Annotated in this window: 15 protein-coding genes; 12 read left to right on the top strand and 3 right to left on the bottom strand. The window is 52.0% G+C overall.

Features of this window, described 5'->3' with window-relative positions; translation table 11 throughout:
* Positions 1-234: 234 nt before the first annotated feature.
* The 12 genes from Q7J88_RS12910 (at position 235) to Q7J88_RS12855 (ending at position 11,384) form a co-directional block, all read left to right on the top strand.
* Positions 235-864, top strand: a complete 630-nt coding sequence (locus Q7J88_RS12910; RefSeq protein ID WP_303722644.1) for a CerR family C-terminal domain-containing protein — start codon at positions 235-237, stop codon at positions 862-864.
* A gap of 10 nt (positions 865-874) precedes the next feature.
* Positions 875-2,311, top strand: coding sequence for an efflux transporter outer membrane subunit (locus tag Q7J88_RS12905; protein WP_303722643.1), 1,437 nt, complete (start codon positions 875-877; stop codon positions 2,309-2,311).
* Complete coding sequence (locus Q7J88_RS12900; RefSeq protein WP_303722642.1) at positions 2,308-3,591, top strand: efflux RND transporter periplasmic adaptor subunit; 1,284 nt, start codon at positions 2,308-2,310, stop codon at positions 3,589-3,591. Before Q7J88_RS12905 ends, Q7J88_RS12900 begins: the two co-directional genes overlap by 4 nt.
* Positions 3,592-3,602: 11 nt before the next feature.
* Positions 3,603-4,307 carry an ABC transporter ATP-binding protein gene (locus tag Q7J88_RS12895; RefSeq protein WP_303722641.1) on the top strand — a complete coding sequence of 235 codons (705 nt, stop codon included), beginning with the start codon at positions 3,603-3,605 and terminating at the stop codon, positions 4,305-4,307.
* The gene (locus tag Q7J88_RS12890) at positions 4,307-5,509 is read left to right on the top strand and encodes an ABC transporter permease (RefSeq protein WP_303722640.1); all 1,203 of its coding nucleotides are present in this window, start codon (positions 4,307-4,309) and stop codon (positions 5,507-5,509) included. The genes Q7J88_RS12895 and Q7J88_RS12890 overlap by 1 nt, the downstream gene beginning before the upstream one ends.
* Before the next feature lie 124 nt (positions 5,510-5,633).
* Entirely contained in the window at positions 5,634-6,005 is a 372-nt protein-coding gene (locus Q7J88_RS12885; protein ID WP_303722639.1) for a hypothetical protein, read from the top strand.
* A complete protein-coding gene (locus tag Q7J88_RS12880; protein WP_369682036.1) occupies positions 6,005-6,403 on the top strand; it encodes a DUF2721 domain-containing protein in 399 nt (132 codons plus the stop codon). The genes Q7J88_RS12885 and Q7J88_RS12880 overlap by 1 nt, the downstream gene beginning before the upstream one ends.
* Before the next feature lie 8 nt (positions 6,404-6,411).
* Entirely contained in the window at positions 6,412-7,317 is a 906-nt protein-coding gene (locus tag Q7J88_RS12875; RefSeq protein WP_303722637.1) for an AEC family transporter, read from the top strand.
* A 225-nt stretch (positions 7,318-7,542) separates the two neighbouring features.
* Positions 7,543-7,716, top strand: a complete 174-nt coding sequence (locus Q7J88_RS12870; RefSeq protein WP_303722636.1) for a DUF362 domain-containing protein — start codon at positions 7,543-7,545, stop codon at positions 7,714-7,716.
* A 72-nt stretch (positions 7,717-7,788) separates the two neighbouring features.
* Positions 7,789-9,102, top strand: coding sequence for a multiheme c-type cytochrome (locus tag Q7J88_RS12865; protein WP_303722635.1), 1,314 nt, complete (start codon positions 7,789-7,791; stop codon positions 9,100-9,102).
* A gap of 176 nt (positions 9,103-9,278) precedes the next feature.
* Positions 9,279-9,503 carry a MoaD/ThiS family protein gene (locus Q7J88_RS12860; RefSeq protein WP_303722634.1) on the top strand — a complete coding sequence of 75 codons (225 nt, stop codon included), beginning with the start codon at positions 9,279-9,281 and terminating at the stop codon, positions 9,501-9,503.
* A gap of 42 nt (positions 9,504-9,545) precedes the next feature.
* The gene (locus tag Q7J88_RS12855; RefSeq protein WP_303722633.1) at positions 9,546-11,384 is read left to right on the top strand and encodes an aldehyde ferredoxin oxidoreductase C-terminal domain-containing protein; all 1,839 of its coding nucleotides are present in this window, start codon (positions 9,546-9,548) and stop codon (positions 11,382-11,384) included.
* Between the two features lie 55 nt (positions 11,385-11,439).
* Here Q7J88_RS12855 and Q7J88_RS12850 read toward each other — a convergent pair whose 3' ends face one another.
* The 3 genes from Q7J88_RS12850 to Q7J88_RS12840 are packed head-to-tail and all read right to left on the bottom strand — an operon-like array spanning position 11,440 to position 14,459.
* A complete protein-coding gene (locus tag Q7J88_RS12850) occupies positions 11,440-11,661 on the bottom strand; it encodes an Rdx family protein (RefSeq protein WP_303722632.1) in 222 nt (73 codons plus the stop codon).
* A 17-nt stretch (positions 11,662-11,678) separates the two neighbouring features.
* A complete protein-coding gene (gorA, locus tag Q7J88_RS12845) occupies positions 11,679-13,052 on the bottom strand; it encodes a glutathione-disulfide reductase (RefSeq protein WP_303722631.1) in 1,374 nt (457 codons plus the stop codon).
* A gap of 18 nt (positions 13,053-13,070) precedes the next feature.
* Complete coding sequence (locus Q7J88_RS12840) at positions 13,071-14,459, bottom strand: TatD family hydrolase (RefSeq protein WP_303722630.1); 1,389 nt, start codon at positions 14,457-14,459, stop codon at positions 13,071-13,073.
* Positions 14,460-14,466 lie beyond the last annotated feature (7 nt).

The following is a 14,466-nucleotide window of genomic DNA, read 5'->3' as shown; positions in this document are numbered from 1 at the left end:
TAAAGTCCCATGTTGAGTCTGTTATGAGGTGGAAGTGGTCGTTTTGTCGGTTTCTCTTTTTTGTTTCAGTGAAATGCCAATGATACGTTAATGGTACAGTTGATGGGGGTATTAATGAACCTTTCGGTTGGTCTGCAGGTAATCTCATTTTTTTCTTTACATCCAAATGACCATTTGAAATATTTGTTTTAAATCGAAGCTTTGGTCGGTCAAATTATGTATGTGGAGTTCCTAATGGCGAGGCAAAAGACTGTTACAACAAAGGAAAAACTGCTTATGGCAGCAAGCGAGGTTTTTGTTGAGAAGGGTTTTCGCGATGCAACGGTTGCAGATATCTGCAATCGGGCAGGTGCAAACGTTGCGGCGGTAAACTATCACTTCGGCAGCAAAAAAGCTCTTTATCAGGAAGCTTGGCGTTTTTCATTCACCGAATCAATGAAGGCTTATCCTCAGGACGGTGGCGTGGCCAAAGATGCTACCGCTGAGGAGCGCCTTCGGGGCCAGTTGATGGCCCTGATTGGACGGATTTCAGATGAGGCAAATAGAAATTTTCGAATTTCGCAAATGGAGTTTGCCAACCCCACAGGCTTGTTGGATGAGGTTGTAAGGTCCGAGGTGGTTCCTTTGCGGGAAAAGACTCTGTCCTTGGTGAGGGAGTTACTTGGCCCCGATGCTACTGAACAACAGGTTGTCTTTTGTGAAATGTCCATTATCAGCATGTGTATTCATCCAATTCTAATGCAACAGCACAGTAAGAAAACTACAAAGTTGGATGTTCCTTTGGTAATCGACGATATCGAAGCTTTTACTGAGCACGTCGTGAACTTCGCTCTTGCTGGCATAAACGCAGTGAAGGGTGGATAAGGCAAACGGTATGCGCACTATTTATTTTAAGCAGATCTTGATCGTGTTTCTTTGCCTGTCAAGCACTGCATGTATTTCCGTTGGCCCTGATTACCAGCAACCAGCGATGGATGTAACGTTTGACTGGAATGGCGCTGATGGAAACGCTGTGCTGTACACAAAAGTCGAGGGTTCGGAAAATCTGAGTCAATGGTGGCAAACATTAAATGATCCGCTGTTGTCTGAACTGGTGGAAGAGGCATTACGGTCGAGCCCGGATCTGCGTACTGCCCGATCTCTTTTGCGCCAAGTTCGGGCACAACGAATCGTAGCCGCTACAGAATATTATCCGACTGTGTCAGCGACTGGCTCGACTAGCCTCAGTAAGTCGGATGGCGAGGCAACGCGTGAATCGTATAGCGTTGGCTTTGATGCGAGCTGGGAGCTCGACCTGTTTGGTGGCGTCCGGCGTAGCGTTGAAGCTTCTCAGGCCAGTCTGGATGCCAGCGAGGCGAATCTGCAGGATACCCAGGTTTCACTTGCTGCTGAAGTCGCGACCAATTATTTTGAAGTGCGTTCACTTCAGAACCGTCTTAAGATTGCTCTGGAAAACCTGGATAGTCAGGGTGAAACTCTGCAACTTACAAAATGGCGCGAACAAGCCGGTCTAATCGACAGTCAGGACGTAGATCAGGCGCAGAGCAATATGGAGCAAACGCGAGCGCAAATCCCGAGCTTGAAGACCAGCCTGGCCGAAGCGGAACACCGTCTGGAGATACTGCTCGGCAAATTGCCTGGTTCACTGCATCAACGGCTCTCTTCGGGAGGGGAGCTGCCGGTAGTTCCCGGTCAAATTGTTCTGGGAATCCCTGCGGACACCTTGCGGCAGCGGCCCGATATTCGTGCAGCAGAACGCAAGCTCGCTGCTGAAACTGCGCGCGTAGGAGTTGCCGAGGCTGCACGCTATCCTTCGTTTAAGCTCTCTGGCTCGATAGGGCTTGACGCCTTAACCCTCAGCGGACTTGGGGAGAGTGGCGCAGGCTCGTTGTCTTTGCTAGGAGGCATTACTGAGCCAATATTTAATGCGAAGCGACTGAAGAAACAGGTGGAAATTCAGGATGCTGTGCGTGAACAGGCCCAGATCGCCTATGAACAGACCGTGCTTAATGCCCTTGGAGAAGTTGAAAACGCCCTCGTTAACCTGTATCGCAGCCAAGAGCGAACGTCATCCCTCGACCAAGCCACAATATCTATTGAAAAGGCTGCTGCAATAGCACGACAAAAGTACGCCGCCGGCTTGATTGATTTCCAATCTGTGCTTGATACGGAACGCTCTGTGCGCAACCTGCAAGACAGTCTCGCAACCTCCCGAACCAATAGCGTCCTCGCACTTATTAGCCTCTACAAGGCGTTAGGGGGCGGTTGGTCGTCACAGGGTTCCGACATACAAAACAAGGACCAGTTATGAATACAAATACGCAAGAGAATCCGGATGCGGCGACATCTTTAGAGGAGCTTATTGGCTCCCAAACGGGCAGGCGATCGAAGAAAAGTTGGTGGTGGCTGCTCGGTTTGCCCGCTCTCGTTGTTGTTGCTGTCCTGTTCTTCCTTATTACAGAAGAGGAAAAAACAGTACCTGTCTACTCGACCAGGGACATCAAAACCGGGAAATTAGTCGTAACGGTAACAGCGACTGGAAACCTGCAACCGACTAACCAAGTGGAGGTGGGGAGTGAACTCTCAGGCATTGTCGAGGAAATATTTGTTGATGTAAACGACCATGTCAAAAGCGGCCAGGTGTTGGCCCAGCTTGATCGATCCAAACTGAATGATGCAGTGACCATGTCGCGGGCCAATCTAGTTGCAGCTCAAGCACAAGTTTTACAGGCTGAAGCTACTGCTGAGGAAGCTCGCGCCGCACTCGGGCGGTATCAGCGGGTCGCGGAACTCTCTGGCGGTAAAGTTCCATCTAAAAACGAAATGGATGTTGCGGAAGCGACTTTGAAACGGGCAGAAGCGAACGTTTCCAGTGCAAATGCGGGTGTCTTGCAGGCCGAGGCCAACCTGCAGTCGGACGAAACCAACCTGGAAAAAGCGCGGATCCGGTCACCGATTGATGGCGTGGTCCTGGAACGTGACATCGATCCGGGGCAGACGGTAGCGGCCTCTTTCCAGGCGCCGGTGCTTTTTTTGCTGGCCGAAGATCTGTCGAAAATGGAACTGCACGTGGATATCGATGAAGCCGATGTCGGTCAGGTGAAGGAAGGGCAGACGGCAACGTTCAGTGTTGATGCCTGGCCGGGACGTCAATATGAAGCGGTCATTACCCGTGTTGAATATGGCTCGCAGGAAACCGATGGTGTCGTCTCTTACCGTACAGTTTTGGCTGTTAAAAATGACGATCTTAGCTTGCGGCCGGGGATGACTGGGACTGCCGATATCACCACCCTGATCCATGAGAATGCTGTACTGGTTCCCAACGCAGCGCTACGTTTTACGCCCCCTGTAGCAAGTGGTGAAGAGTCGAAACAGTCAGGTAGCGTGGTGATGAAGCTTTTCCCCAGGCCTCGGATGCAAAGCCACAAAAAGCAGATCGCAAGCAATGGTGCTTCTCCGCGGGTCTGGGTATTACAAGAGGAGCGACCGATGGCCATAGATGTTACCGTCGGCTCCACCGACGGACAGTCGACCGAAATTCTTGACGGATCATTGAAGCCTGGCATGCAGGTCATCACTGAAGCATTGTAAAGGTTATGGGCATGAACGAGTTTCCGCTCATCAAACTTTCCAGAATCACGAAAACCTACGGGCAGGGGCAGGCTGCTTTTCTGGCGCTCAAGGGTGTCGATTTGTCCATCGACCAAGGTGAGTTCGTTGCCATCATGGGGCCGAGTGGTTCCGGTAAGTCTACAGCGATGAATATACTTGGTTGCCTCGATATTCCCAGTAGCGGCAGTTATCGATTTCAGGGAACCCCGGTCGAAGAGATGGACCGCAATCAGCGGGCATTGCTGCGGAGACACTTCCTCGGCTTCGTCTTTCAGGGATTTAATCTGTTGCCGCGAACCTCTGCGCTGGAGAATGTAGAACTGCCGCTCATCTACAGGGGGGAAAAAGCATCCGTCCGTCATGCCGAAGCACGCACTGCATTGGGAAAAGTCGGCCTGACCGGCTGGGAAGATCATACCCCGGCAGAACTGTCTGGGGGACAGCAGCAAAGAGTGGCTATTGCTCGTGCGCTCGTTACCCGTCCGAAGGTGCTGCTGGCCGACGAGCCAACCGGCAATCTTGATACGCAGACAAGTGAAGAGATCATGGAGCTTATTGGTTCGTTAAACCGTGAGCACGGCATTACGGTGTTGATGGTCACCCATGAGTCGGACATGGCGGCCTATGCAAAGCGTATTGTCCATTTCGTTGATGGCAAAGTCGATCATGACCGTCAAAATGGGGAGCAGTCCTGATGCTTTGGAACACGTTGCTACTCGCGGTGCGGGCCATCCGGCGTAATCTGATGCGCTCCTTTTTAACGATCTTGGGGATCGTCATCGGGGTTGCCGCCGTTATCACCATGGTGACCTTGGGGAATGGTGCTACCCAATCCATTTCTGACCAGATTTCTCGGATGGGAAGCAATATTCTGATGGTGATCCCTGGGCAACGGTTTGGTCCGGGCGCAGCAAGTGCGCCGAAGTTTAAATCCTCAGATGTCGATGCAATTAAAGGCCAGATTTTCAGCGCCAAATGGGTTGCCCCGGTCGCCAATTCTCAGGCTACCGCTGTTTTCCAGGCGAACAACTGGTCGACCACAGTAACCGGTAGTAACAACGACTTTTTCCCTGCCGGGAACTGGGAATTGGCCTCCGGCCGGGATTTCAGTGAAACCGAGATGCGATCTGGCAAGGCTGTCTGCGTGATGGGGGAAACGGTCAGGGAGAAACTTTTCGGCAAGCAAAATCCGGTCGGTAGCAAGATCCGGCTCAAGCAGTTCTCTTGCGAAGTGATCGGACTTCTCAAGTCCAAGGGACAATCAGGAATGGGACATGATCAGGACGACTCAATTATCATGCCGTTAAAGACCGTCCAGCGCCGCCTCACCGGGGACAAGGACATCAACCGGATTACCGTATCGGCACGGAACAGCGATGCGATTAACACGGTAAAAAATCAGCTGGAACTGCTGCTGCGGGAACGGCGCAATGTCAGTGCCAACGAGGATGACAACTTCCGCGTCATGGATACGCGGCAAATCACCGAAACTCTCACCGGCACCACTAAAATTCTGACCATGTTGCTCGGCTCGGTAGCCGCTGTAAGCCTGTTGGTCGGTGGTATCGGCATTATGAATATTATGTTGGTTTCAGTCACCGAGAGAACCCGGGAAATAGGCATCCGCCTTGCCATCGGCGCGTTAGAAAGGGAAGTATTGCTGCAATTTCTGATTGAAGCGGTTGTCCTGTCCAGCATCGGTGGGCTTATTGGCCTTGCTATAGCGACCGGAGCATCGGTTGCCATTGCCAAACTGATCGCAGTCCCTTACATCTTCAGCCCCGGTATTAACCTGCTGGCTTTTATCTTCTCCGCGGCCATCGGGGTTATATTCGGGTTTTTCCCAGCCCGACGGGCGGCAAAGCTCAATCCGATCGACGCGCTCCGCCACGAATAATTTAACTGCAAGCATAAATAGGCAGATGCCTTGGAGTTGTTCGAGGTAAAATGATAGAAGATTTATTTCGGCGTATTTCTTGCTGTTTGTAAGGAGAGGAAAAACAGACAGTAGGAGGTTCGTGATGATGTTTAACTCCCCAAGTAGTTATTTGTTGTTGATAGTTTCGGTCCTGTTTCTCATGCCGGTTCTTTGTTTTATAAAGAAAAACAAGCTAAAAGCCTGGTTGAATGTGGTGGGGTGGTTGACGGTTGTTGGAGGCTTGCTGCTTATCTATTCCCAGTTCAGTACCTACGGACCGGTTGCTTTGATGGCAGGGCTGAGTCTTGTGCTGGCGGGTGGATTGGTTGCCTGTTATGATCATGCTATTGATTTTGAAAATGGCCGTTCCCTGACTTTGGCAGCAAAAGAATGCATAAATATTGATCAGGTAAAAATCAGTTCTGCGAATGAAACATCTTTGTGGATGGATGAGGAATTAATCGGAAAATCATGATGGAACTGACGACTCCCGCTTTGCTGTTCCCTGCTATATCTCTCTTGCTTCTCGCGTACACCAACCGCTTTCTGGTGCTGGCGCAACTGATCAGGCAACTGCATGGGCAGTCTCAAGAGCAAATTCATGATATTACTCTCCGGCAAATCGCCAACTTGCGCCTGCGGATCGTTTTGACCAAGGTTATGCAGGGTTTCGGTGTGCTGAGTTTTATCCTCTGTACGCTGGCCATGTTTTTTCTCTTTCAAAAATTGCCGTTTCTCGCCAAACTCAGTTTCGGGGTCAGTCTGTTGCTTTTAGTGGCCTCCTTGCTCGTCTCTCTGTATGAGATTGTGATCAGCACCAAGGCTATCGAGATTGAACTGGAAGCTCTCGAAAGCCGCTCAAATAAGAATTAGATGTTTTGATGGCGTTCTTAATCATCTTCCAAAAATCGGTTCTGCCGCTTTTCGTTATTATTTGTGTGGCACTTGTCTATCAGCGGTTTTTCAAGCCGGACATCAAAGAAATCACCAGTTTGACTTTGACGGTGTTTGCACCCGTTTTTGTGTTCGATGCCATTGTTAAGCACAATATCAGCTTCGAGGCCCTGAAACTCCCGTTTGTTTTTATGCTGATTTTGACGGGGGTTCTGCTGGTGATGTCTTACTACGTTAGCCGTCTTCTGCAGTTGCAAAGCAACGACCGAATCTCTTTTATCCTCTCCTGCAGCATGATCAATATCGGGAATTTCGGTCTGCCGCTGATTTACTTCACCTATGGAGAACAGGCCGTTTCCTATTCGGTGGTCTATTTTGTTGCGTTTAACCTTTCCCTCAGCACTATCGCCATTTACGTCAGCAGTAACGCTTCCGGTTTTAAGCCAATCATGCTGGATCTGTTAAAAATGCCGCTGTTTCATGCCTTTTTTTTGGCAATGATCGTGGTCCAGTGCGCCGTTCAACTCCCTGAATTTGCTCTGAAGAGTTTTTCCCTCATCGGTCAAGCTACCATCCCGTTATTGATTTTTATTCTAGGCTTGCAGCTTGCCACCACCCGGTTTCAGGCAAAATTTCTAAAAATCATTGCTGTCGCCGTGATCATCCGTTTATTGCTCTCCCCTGCGGTCACTTACCCCTTACTTGGAGTTCTGGGTGTGTCCGGCCTGGAACAGAAGATTGCTACTCTGCAGACTTCAGCCCCTTCCGCCTTACTGCCCCTGATGTACGCGATCAAATTCAACCGCTCGCCAGACCTGCTTGCATCGATCATTCTTGCCACGACAGTCCTCTCTAGCATTTCATTGACCGGTTTAATTCAATCGATGGGCTGAGAGGGTGTGGCCTAAAGCAACTAGCCTGAACGCTCGATACAGACCTCCAGCTCAACCTAAAATATCTGTAGATTGATCCCCTCAATTCTCTACCTACAATCTGAGTTTCATATTTTATTAGTCCTCATAGAAGTTGTACCTTTTTTGACTTGGGTCAATTGTATGCTGAATGGTTCCTGTTAATCTTGCCCTTAACATCTAATTAAAGAGGGAAAGGAGAGAGGAATGGGAACTCATTGGATTGATGAAGGTTGTATCAACTGTGGGGCCTGTGCTGAAGTTTGCCCGGTCGATGCAATCAGCGAGCAGGGAGACGTGCATGTAATCGATAAAGAAGTCTGCACCGATTGTGGTTCTTGCGACAGCGTCTGCCCGGTAGATGTAATCAAATGGGATTAGCAGAAACGCAATTCAAGCCATAACGGTTTACTACGCGCTCAACGACCCCTATATCGTCAAGGAGGCAATATCGTGAAAAAGATAGCTTTTTTAGGATTACTGTTGTTTGTGGGAGCCTATGCAGCCGGCTCTTCATTTGCGGCGACTGACTGTATCAGTTGCCACAAAGAGAGTAATCCTGGGCTGTATCTGCAATGGAAAAATTCAAAGCATGGGCAGAGCGAGATTGGCTGCCTCGATTGTCACGGTGCGGACGCTGCTGATGTTGATGCTTTCGAACATAATGGCGCCACTATCGCGACCCTAGTGACCCCAAAGGATTGTGGCAAGTGTCACCCGAAAATCGAGCAGGAGACCTCCGCTTCCTACCATGCTCATGCCGGCGAGATTCTGGAGTCGAACGACGCCTATTTGGCACATGCAGCGGGCGGTGAGCCGGTGGCTATTGTCGGCTGTGCCTCTTGTCACGGTGGCAAGGTGGTGATCGATCCTGATGCCCCGAACAAGTTGTCGCCGAAAACCTGGCCCAACAGCGGCATCGGCCGCATCAACCCAGATGGTTCCAAGGGGGCGTGTAACGCCTGTCATGCCCGCCATTCGTTCTCGGCCGCCCAGGCCCGCCAGCCTGAAAACTGCGGCAAGTGCCACCTCGGTCCCGATCATCCGCAGAAAGAGATCTACGAAGAGTCGAAACATGGCATCGCTTACTTCAACAACAAGGAAAAGATGGCCCTCAACAGCGATGACTGGGTGGTCGGCAAGGACTATTATGAAGCCCCGACCTGCGCCACCTGCCACATGTCGGCGACAGCGGATATGCCGATTACCCATGATGTTGGCCAGCGGATCTCTTGGACTCTGCGTCCGCCGGTCTCTAAGAACAAAGACAACTGGGAGAAAAAACGTCAAAACATGCAGAACGTTTGTCTGAATTGTCACCAACAGCGTTTTGTTGATGGCCACTATTTCCAGTATGATGCCCAGGTCAAACTCTATAACGAGAAATTCGCCAAACCGGCCGGAGAGATTATCAAACTGGTCAAGGAAGAGAAGTTGCTCGAAAACGTAGCCGCCTTTTCCAACCCGATCGAGTGGGAATACTGGGAACTCTGGCACCATGAGGGTCGTCGCGCCCGGATGGGAGCCGCAATGATGGCCCCCGATTATGCCTGGTGGCATGGGATCTACGACGTAGCTCACAACTTCTACTTCAAGCTGATCCCAGAAGCGCGTAAGTACAACAACGCGAAGGTTAATGCCTACATCGATAACCTGCTGAAAAACGATCCGATGCATACATGGCTGAGCACTAATACCGGGGAGATCAAAAAAGCGATCAAAACCGGCGATTTTCAGCAAATTTACAGCAAGTTGTTTGCTCAGTAGCCTTTCGAATATCTTAAATATACAAACCCCGCTGTCAGGCGGGGTTTGTATTTGTCACAATATCAGAGCAATAATTTCATAAGTCGCCTCAACTCGGCAGTTTGGATTTTCCTGCTGGTCGTTTTTTGTTATGCTGCATACGTTTTTGTATACAGAAAAGGTGCAAGGTTGTTGTGATGCAGATCAGGGTACGGTTGGTCGGAGCGTTTCGCGTTGGTCGGTTTACCGAACAAACGCAAGATTACCCCTGCGGCTCGTCAGTTAAAGATGTCGTTGCTCGTTTACAATTGCCGGAACAGATTCTCGGTATTGCCTTGATCAATGATACCCATGCGACCTTTACCGATCTGTTGCATGACGGGGATAAGCTGACGCTGCTACCGATCCTGGAAGGTGGTTGAGTAATCCGTTGCAGTTTTTGATGCTATGACAGGGAGAGTGCTATGAATATCTTGACGAACGATCCTACAGCAAATCCGTCCGCAGTTCTGTATAAGCGCTGTACGGTTGATCTGAAAACCGGGGAAATGGTTTTTGTCGAGGTGCCATGCCGGAATCTGGAAGATGTCCTCGGCGGCTTCGGGCGTTCCTTTCAGGACTTGGCTCTGCGAAAAATCACCCACGCCTATTGTGAGCAGAACCCGCTGATCGTCAATACCGGCCTGCTGACCGGCTCAACCGCGATGACCGGCATGCGCACATATTTCTCCGGTTATAGCCCGATCAAGGGTTCGAAAATCGGCTTGCCCGCAGCGATGTGGTCGACCGGCAGCGGAAAATTTGGCGCCAAATTCAAGTGGGCCGGCTTGGATGAGCTGATTTTCGAGAATCGCTCAGAGGAGCCGGTCTATGTTGTTATTACGGAGAGTAAAGCCGGCCCCCGTGTCGAGTTGAAACCGGCCGAGCAGCTGCTGGGACTTTCTACCCACGACAAAATTATGGCCCTGCAGAAAGACTATCCTGATGCCCACTTCGCCGCCATCGGCCCCGCAGGTGAGAACTGGGAACATAATTATATGGGCGCGGTGGCCCTTTCCACCGAAAATCAGCTGAAATCCAAAGAAGACAAGTGCCGTTTTGCAGGTCGCGGTGGGATGGGTTCGCTGATGGGCTACAAGAATATCCTTGCTCTGGTTGCGCAGAGCAAGGATAAGGTTAAACCGGTTAGCGATGCGGTCAAGGCGGTGAATCTCAATGTCATCAAGGGAGGTGGCTCGGCACGCATTCAGCCGATCAGTCGCGGTGGCGGTGGCGGTACCTGGGCCGCCTACGATGTGTTGCAGGAATTTAACGCGGTGCCGGTCAACAATTTCCGGCCTCAGGGAAATGCATTGCCGGAGAAACTTTTCCGGGAAAATGTCGAGAAAGAATACGACATCAAGTCGGAAGCTTGTTTCCGTTGCGGGATCACCTGCCACAACAACATCTCTGAACGGAACGCCGATGGCAGCAAAGGCGAGTTTCTAGCCAAGTTCGACTATGAGCCGTTAAACCTGCTCAGCACCAATCTCGGCATTCACGATGCGGGACAAGCCGCGCGGCTGATTCAACTAAGCGACAACTACGGGATGGATTCGATCTCGCTTGGAGTAACGATCTCCTACGTGATGTCCTACAACGAGCGGCACCCAGAAAATCCGCTTCTGAACGGGGCAACCTTCGGTGATTATGAAAAGGCGAGGGAGCTGATCATCACTGCAGGAACCGGGAAATGCCCTGAGGTCGGCAAAGGCTCGATGCGGTTGTCCGAGCAGCTTGGAGAAACATCTTACGCCTATCATGTCAAGGGGCTGGAACTGCCCGCCTACCAGCCGGAAAGCAACCCCGGCTATGCCTGGGCGATCGCCGGCGGCCATATGTCGATGGGCACCTACGGCCTGCTGACCCGCGAAGGGAAATCCGATCTCGATTCCTGGGTGCAGGGGGTCACTGAAGATAAGCTGCATATCGTCGGTTTTGACATGATCGGCCTGTGCAAGTTTTTCGATATCGCTAAGGGGATCGGTACGCAGATGGTGGTCGATTGCCTGAAGAGCGAATTCGACTTCGATTTGACCACCGAACAGATTAGGGCTGCCGTGCGCCGCGCGTTCTTGCGCGGGTTGGCTTTGGAGCTTCGGCAGGGGTACACCAAGGCCGAATTTTCACTGCCTGCCGAGGTGATTGAAAATCCGAACCGGAACATCAAGTTGCCGAACATTACCACCCCGGAATTTATCGAGAAGTTGGAGAAGCGGGTCTGGGAGATCTTCGAGCCAGAACTTAAGGGGGTTTTGAATTGATCGGTTGATCCGAGAAAGAAGGGCGCTGGCAAAAAAGCCAGCACCCTTCTTTTTATCACTTGGTCGCGAGTTCTTCCAGTAGCTGATCTTCGACCGGAAACTGACCGGTGGCCTTTTTCGAAAAGATCAGTTCTCCCTCGACGGTAACTTCAAAAACACCGCCGCTTGATTCGATCAGTTGAACTTCTGCTGCAAATTTCTGCTTCATTTTTGCTGCCAGACTGGTAGCACGATCGCGATAGTTTCACTCGCCGCAGTATTCAATAGTCGCTTTCATAAGTTGCTCCTTTTCGATCAGTGTTCTTTGGTTACGGTTCTGGTTTTGCTCCGCATGGTGACGAACTCCTCGGCGCTGGTCGGGTGGATGCCGATGGTTTTGTCGAAATCGCTTTTAGTGGCACCGGCTTTCAGGGCGATGGCAATCCCCTGGATGGTTTCTCCGGCCATCTCGCCCGCCATATGGGCGCCGACGACTCTGTCCGTGGTCGGGTCGACCAACAGCTTCATCAACACCCGCTCACCGCTTCCGGAAAGAGCATGTTTCAGGGAGCGGAAATTGGCGGTGTAGACGTCGACCTGCGGATAGCTTTCGAGCGCTTCTTCTTCCGTCAAGCCGACCGTGCCGATATTCGGCTGACTGAAGACGGCCGTGGGGATCAGGGTGTAGTCGAGCGGATCTGCGCCGCCTTTATAAAGATGGCGGACCAGGGTCATTCCTTCAGCCAGGGCGACCGGGGTCAGCTGCATCCGGTTGATCAGATCACCAAGGGCATAAATTGATGGGATGTTGGTTTGGTAGAAATCATCGACAATAACCGCACCATTGTTCGCTACTGCGACACCGGCATTATCCAAACCGAGATCTTCAGTGTTGGGGATGCGACCGGTGGCCGCTAGGATCAGGTCGGTCTGCAGACTGCTGCCATCCTGCAGGGTAACGGTTAAACTGCCGTCACGGTTTTTCCCCACTTGGCGCAGATCGCAGTTGAAGCGCAGATCGATATTTTTTTTGCGCATTTGTTTGGCAACAAATTCGCGGATCTCGCCATCGAAGCCACGCAGGAAAAGTTTCCGGCGGTAGATCTGGGTGACGTCCACACCGAGACCGTGGAAGATGCCTGAAAATTCGGTAGCGATGTAGCCGCCGCCGACGATCAGCATCCGTTTCGGCAACCGCTCCAGATCAAAGATCTGGTCGGATGTCAGTAGATGCTCTTTGCCCGGAATGTCGGGCAGGGAGGGGCGACTGCCGGTGGCGAGCAGGATCCGTTCCGCCGAAAATTCCTTGCCATTCACCGAGACTCGGTTGGCGTCGAGGAGTTTGGCGTGGCCTGTAATCATCTCCACACCGGCATTGCTGAGCATCTCGCCGTACAGGCCATTCAGTTCGCTGATGGTTTCCGACTTGTTGTCGCGCAAGGTCAGCCAGTCGAGCAGCGGTGCTGGGCTCTGCCAGCCGAAGCCGGAGGCCTGGAGAAAACCGGCTCCGTACTCAGCGGCGTGAACGTAGAGTTTTTTCGGCACGCAGCCGAGGTTAACACAGGTGCCGCCCGGTTTACTCTGCTCGGCGATGGCGACCTTAATCCCTTCGGCAGCGGCCATCCGCGCGGTACGCACCCCGCCGGACCCGGCGCCGATGACAAACAGATCGTAATCGTAACTGGCCATAATGCCCTCTCTGTCGGTTCAGCCGACTTCCTGGTATTCACGAACGCGAAACTGCACCCCCAATTCCTCGGCGACCTGTTCACAAGCGGCGATATCGACACCCGGATAGGTGACGGCTGTAGCGATCACTTCCGGGATATATAGTGGCGCCTGCTGCAGGAAATCTTTCACCGCCTGGTAGCTCTTAACTCCGAAACTCGATTGGCAGAGCTGCTGGTATTCTTCCCCATTCGGAGCGTTGAGTGAGATCGAGATGGTATCGACCAGTCCCTGTAACTCCGGCAGGATATTGCGCTTGTGCACCAGATTCGCCTGTCCGTCGGAGTTAATACGAATTTTAACACCTTGTTGCTTGAGTTGCCCAGCGACCTCTTTGATCAGGTCGAGGCGTAGCAACGGTTCTCCGTAACCGCAGAAGACCACTTCGTCATAGCCGCTGGGATCGCCGACCGCCTGCATCACCTCTTCGGCAGTCGGTTCGCGTTCAAGAAACAGTTCATGCCCCTTGACGACGAAATCCTCGAATTTGGCGCAGAAGATACAGTGGTTGGTGCAGCGGTTGGTGATGTTCAGATAAAGCGAATTGCGGATCTGGTAAGCAATCTTGCTGCTCTGGTCGACCTCGCCGAAGCCAAATAGGTCGAAACAGTTGCGGCTGGTCACCCGAGCGACATCCTCGATCGTCAGCCCTTTGATTTCTGCGACCTTTTCTGCAGTGTAACGCACGTAGGCCGGCTCGTTCCGTTTGCCGCGGAACTTTTGTGGCGAAAGATAGGGGCAGTCAGTTTCGACCAGCATCTTATCAATCGGCACCGCCTTGACTACATCGCGGGCGGCATCATTTTTCGGGTAGGTGATGGTGCCGGGAAAAGAAAGATAGAAGCCCATTGCTAGACATTTTTTCGCCATCGCCACGTCGCCGCTGAAGCAGTGCAGTACCCCGCCGACTTCGGCTGCATTCTCCTCAAGCAGAACCTGCAGGACCTCGTCGTGGGCGTCGCGGTCGTGAACGATGATCGGTTTGCCGACCTGCTTGGCGAGGCGGATCTGCTGTCGGAATGCTTCCTGCTGTACATCGCGCGGTGAACGGTCACGGAAGAAGTCGAGGCCGATCTCCCCCAGCGCGACAACCTTAGGCCGAGAAAGCAGTTCTTTTAGTTGCTTCAGGCTATGCGCGTTGATTTCACTGGCATCGTGGGGGTGAACTCCTACCGCGGCATAAATCTTTTCATGCTTGGTTGCGATCGCCACGCTGGCCGCCGAGCTTTCCAGGTCGCAACCGATCGTCAGGATATGGCTGATACCATTTTCATAGGCGCGCTGGATGGTTTCGTCCCGGTCGTTGGCGAACTGCTCGCCGTCAAGGTGGGCGTGGCTATCGACCAGTAGCGGAAGATGTAGTGACATTTCGATA

The sequence above is a fragment of the Malonomonas rubra genome (assembly GCF_003247215.1).
Classification (GTDB): domain Bacteria; phylum Desulfobacterota; class Desulfuromonadia; order Desulfuromonadales; family Geopsychrobacteraceae; genus Malonomonas; species Malonomonas rubra_A.
The sequence above is the reverse complement of the archived record's forward strand: the minus strand, read 5'-3'. Positions and strand labels throughout refer to the sequence as shown.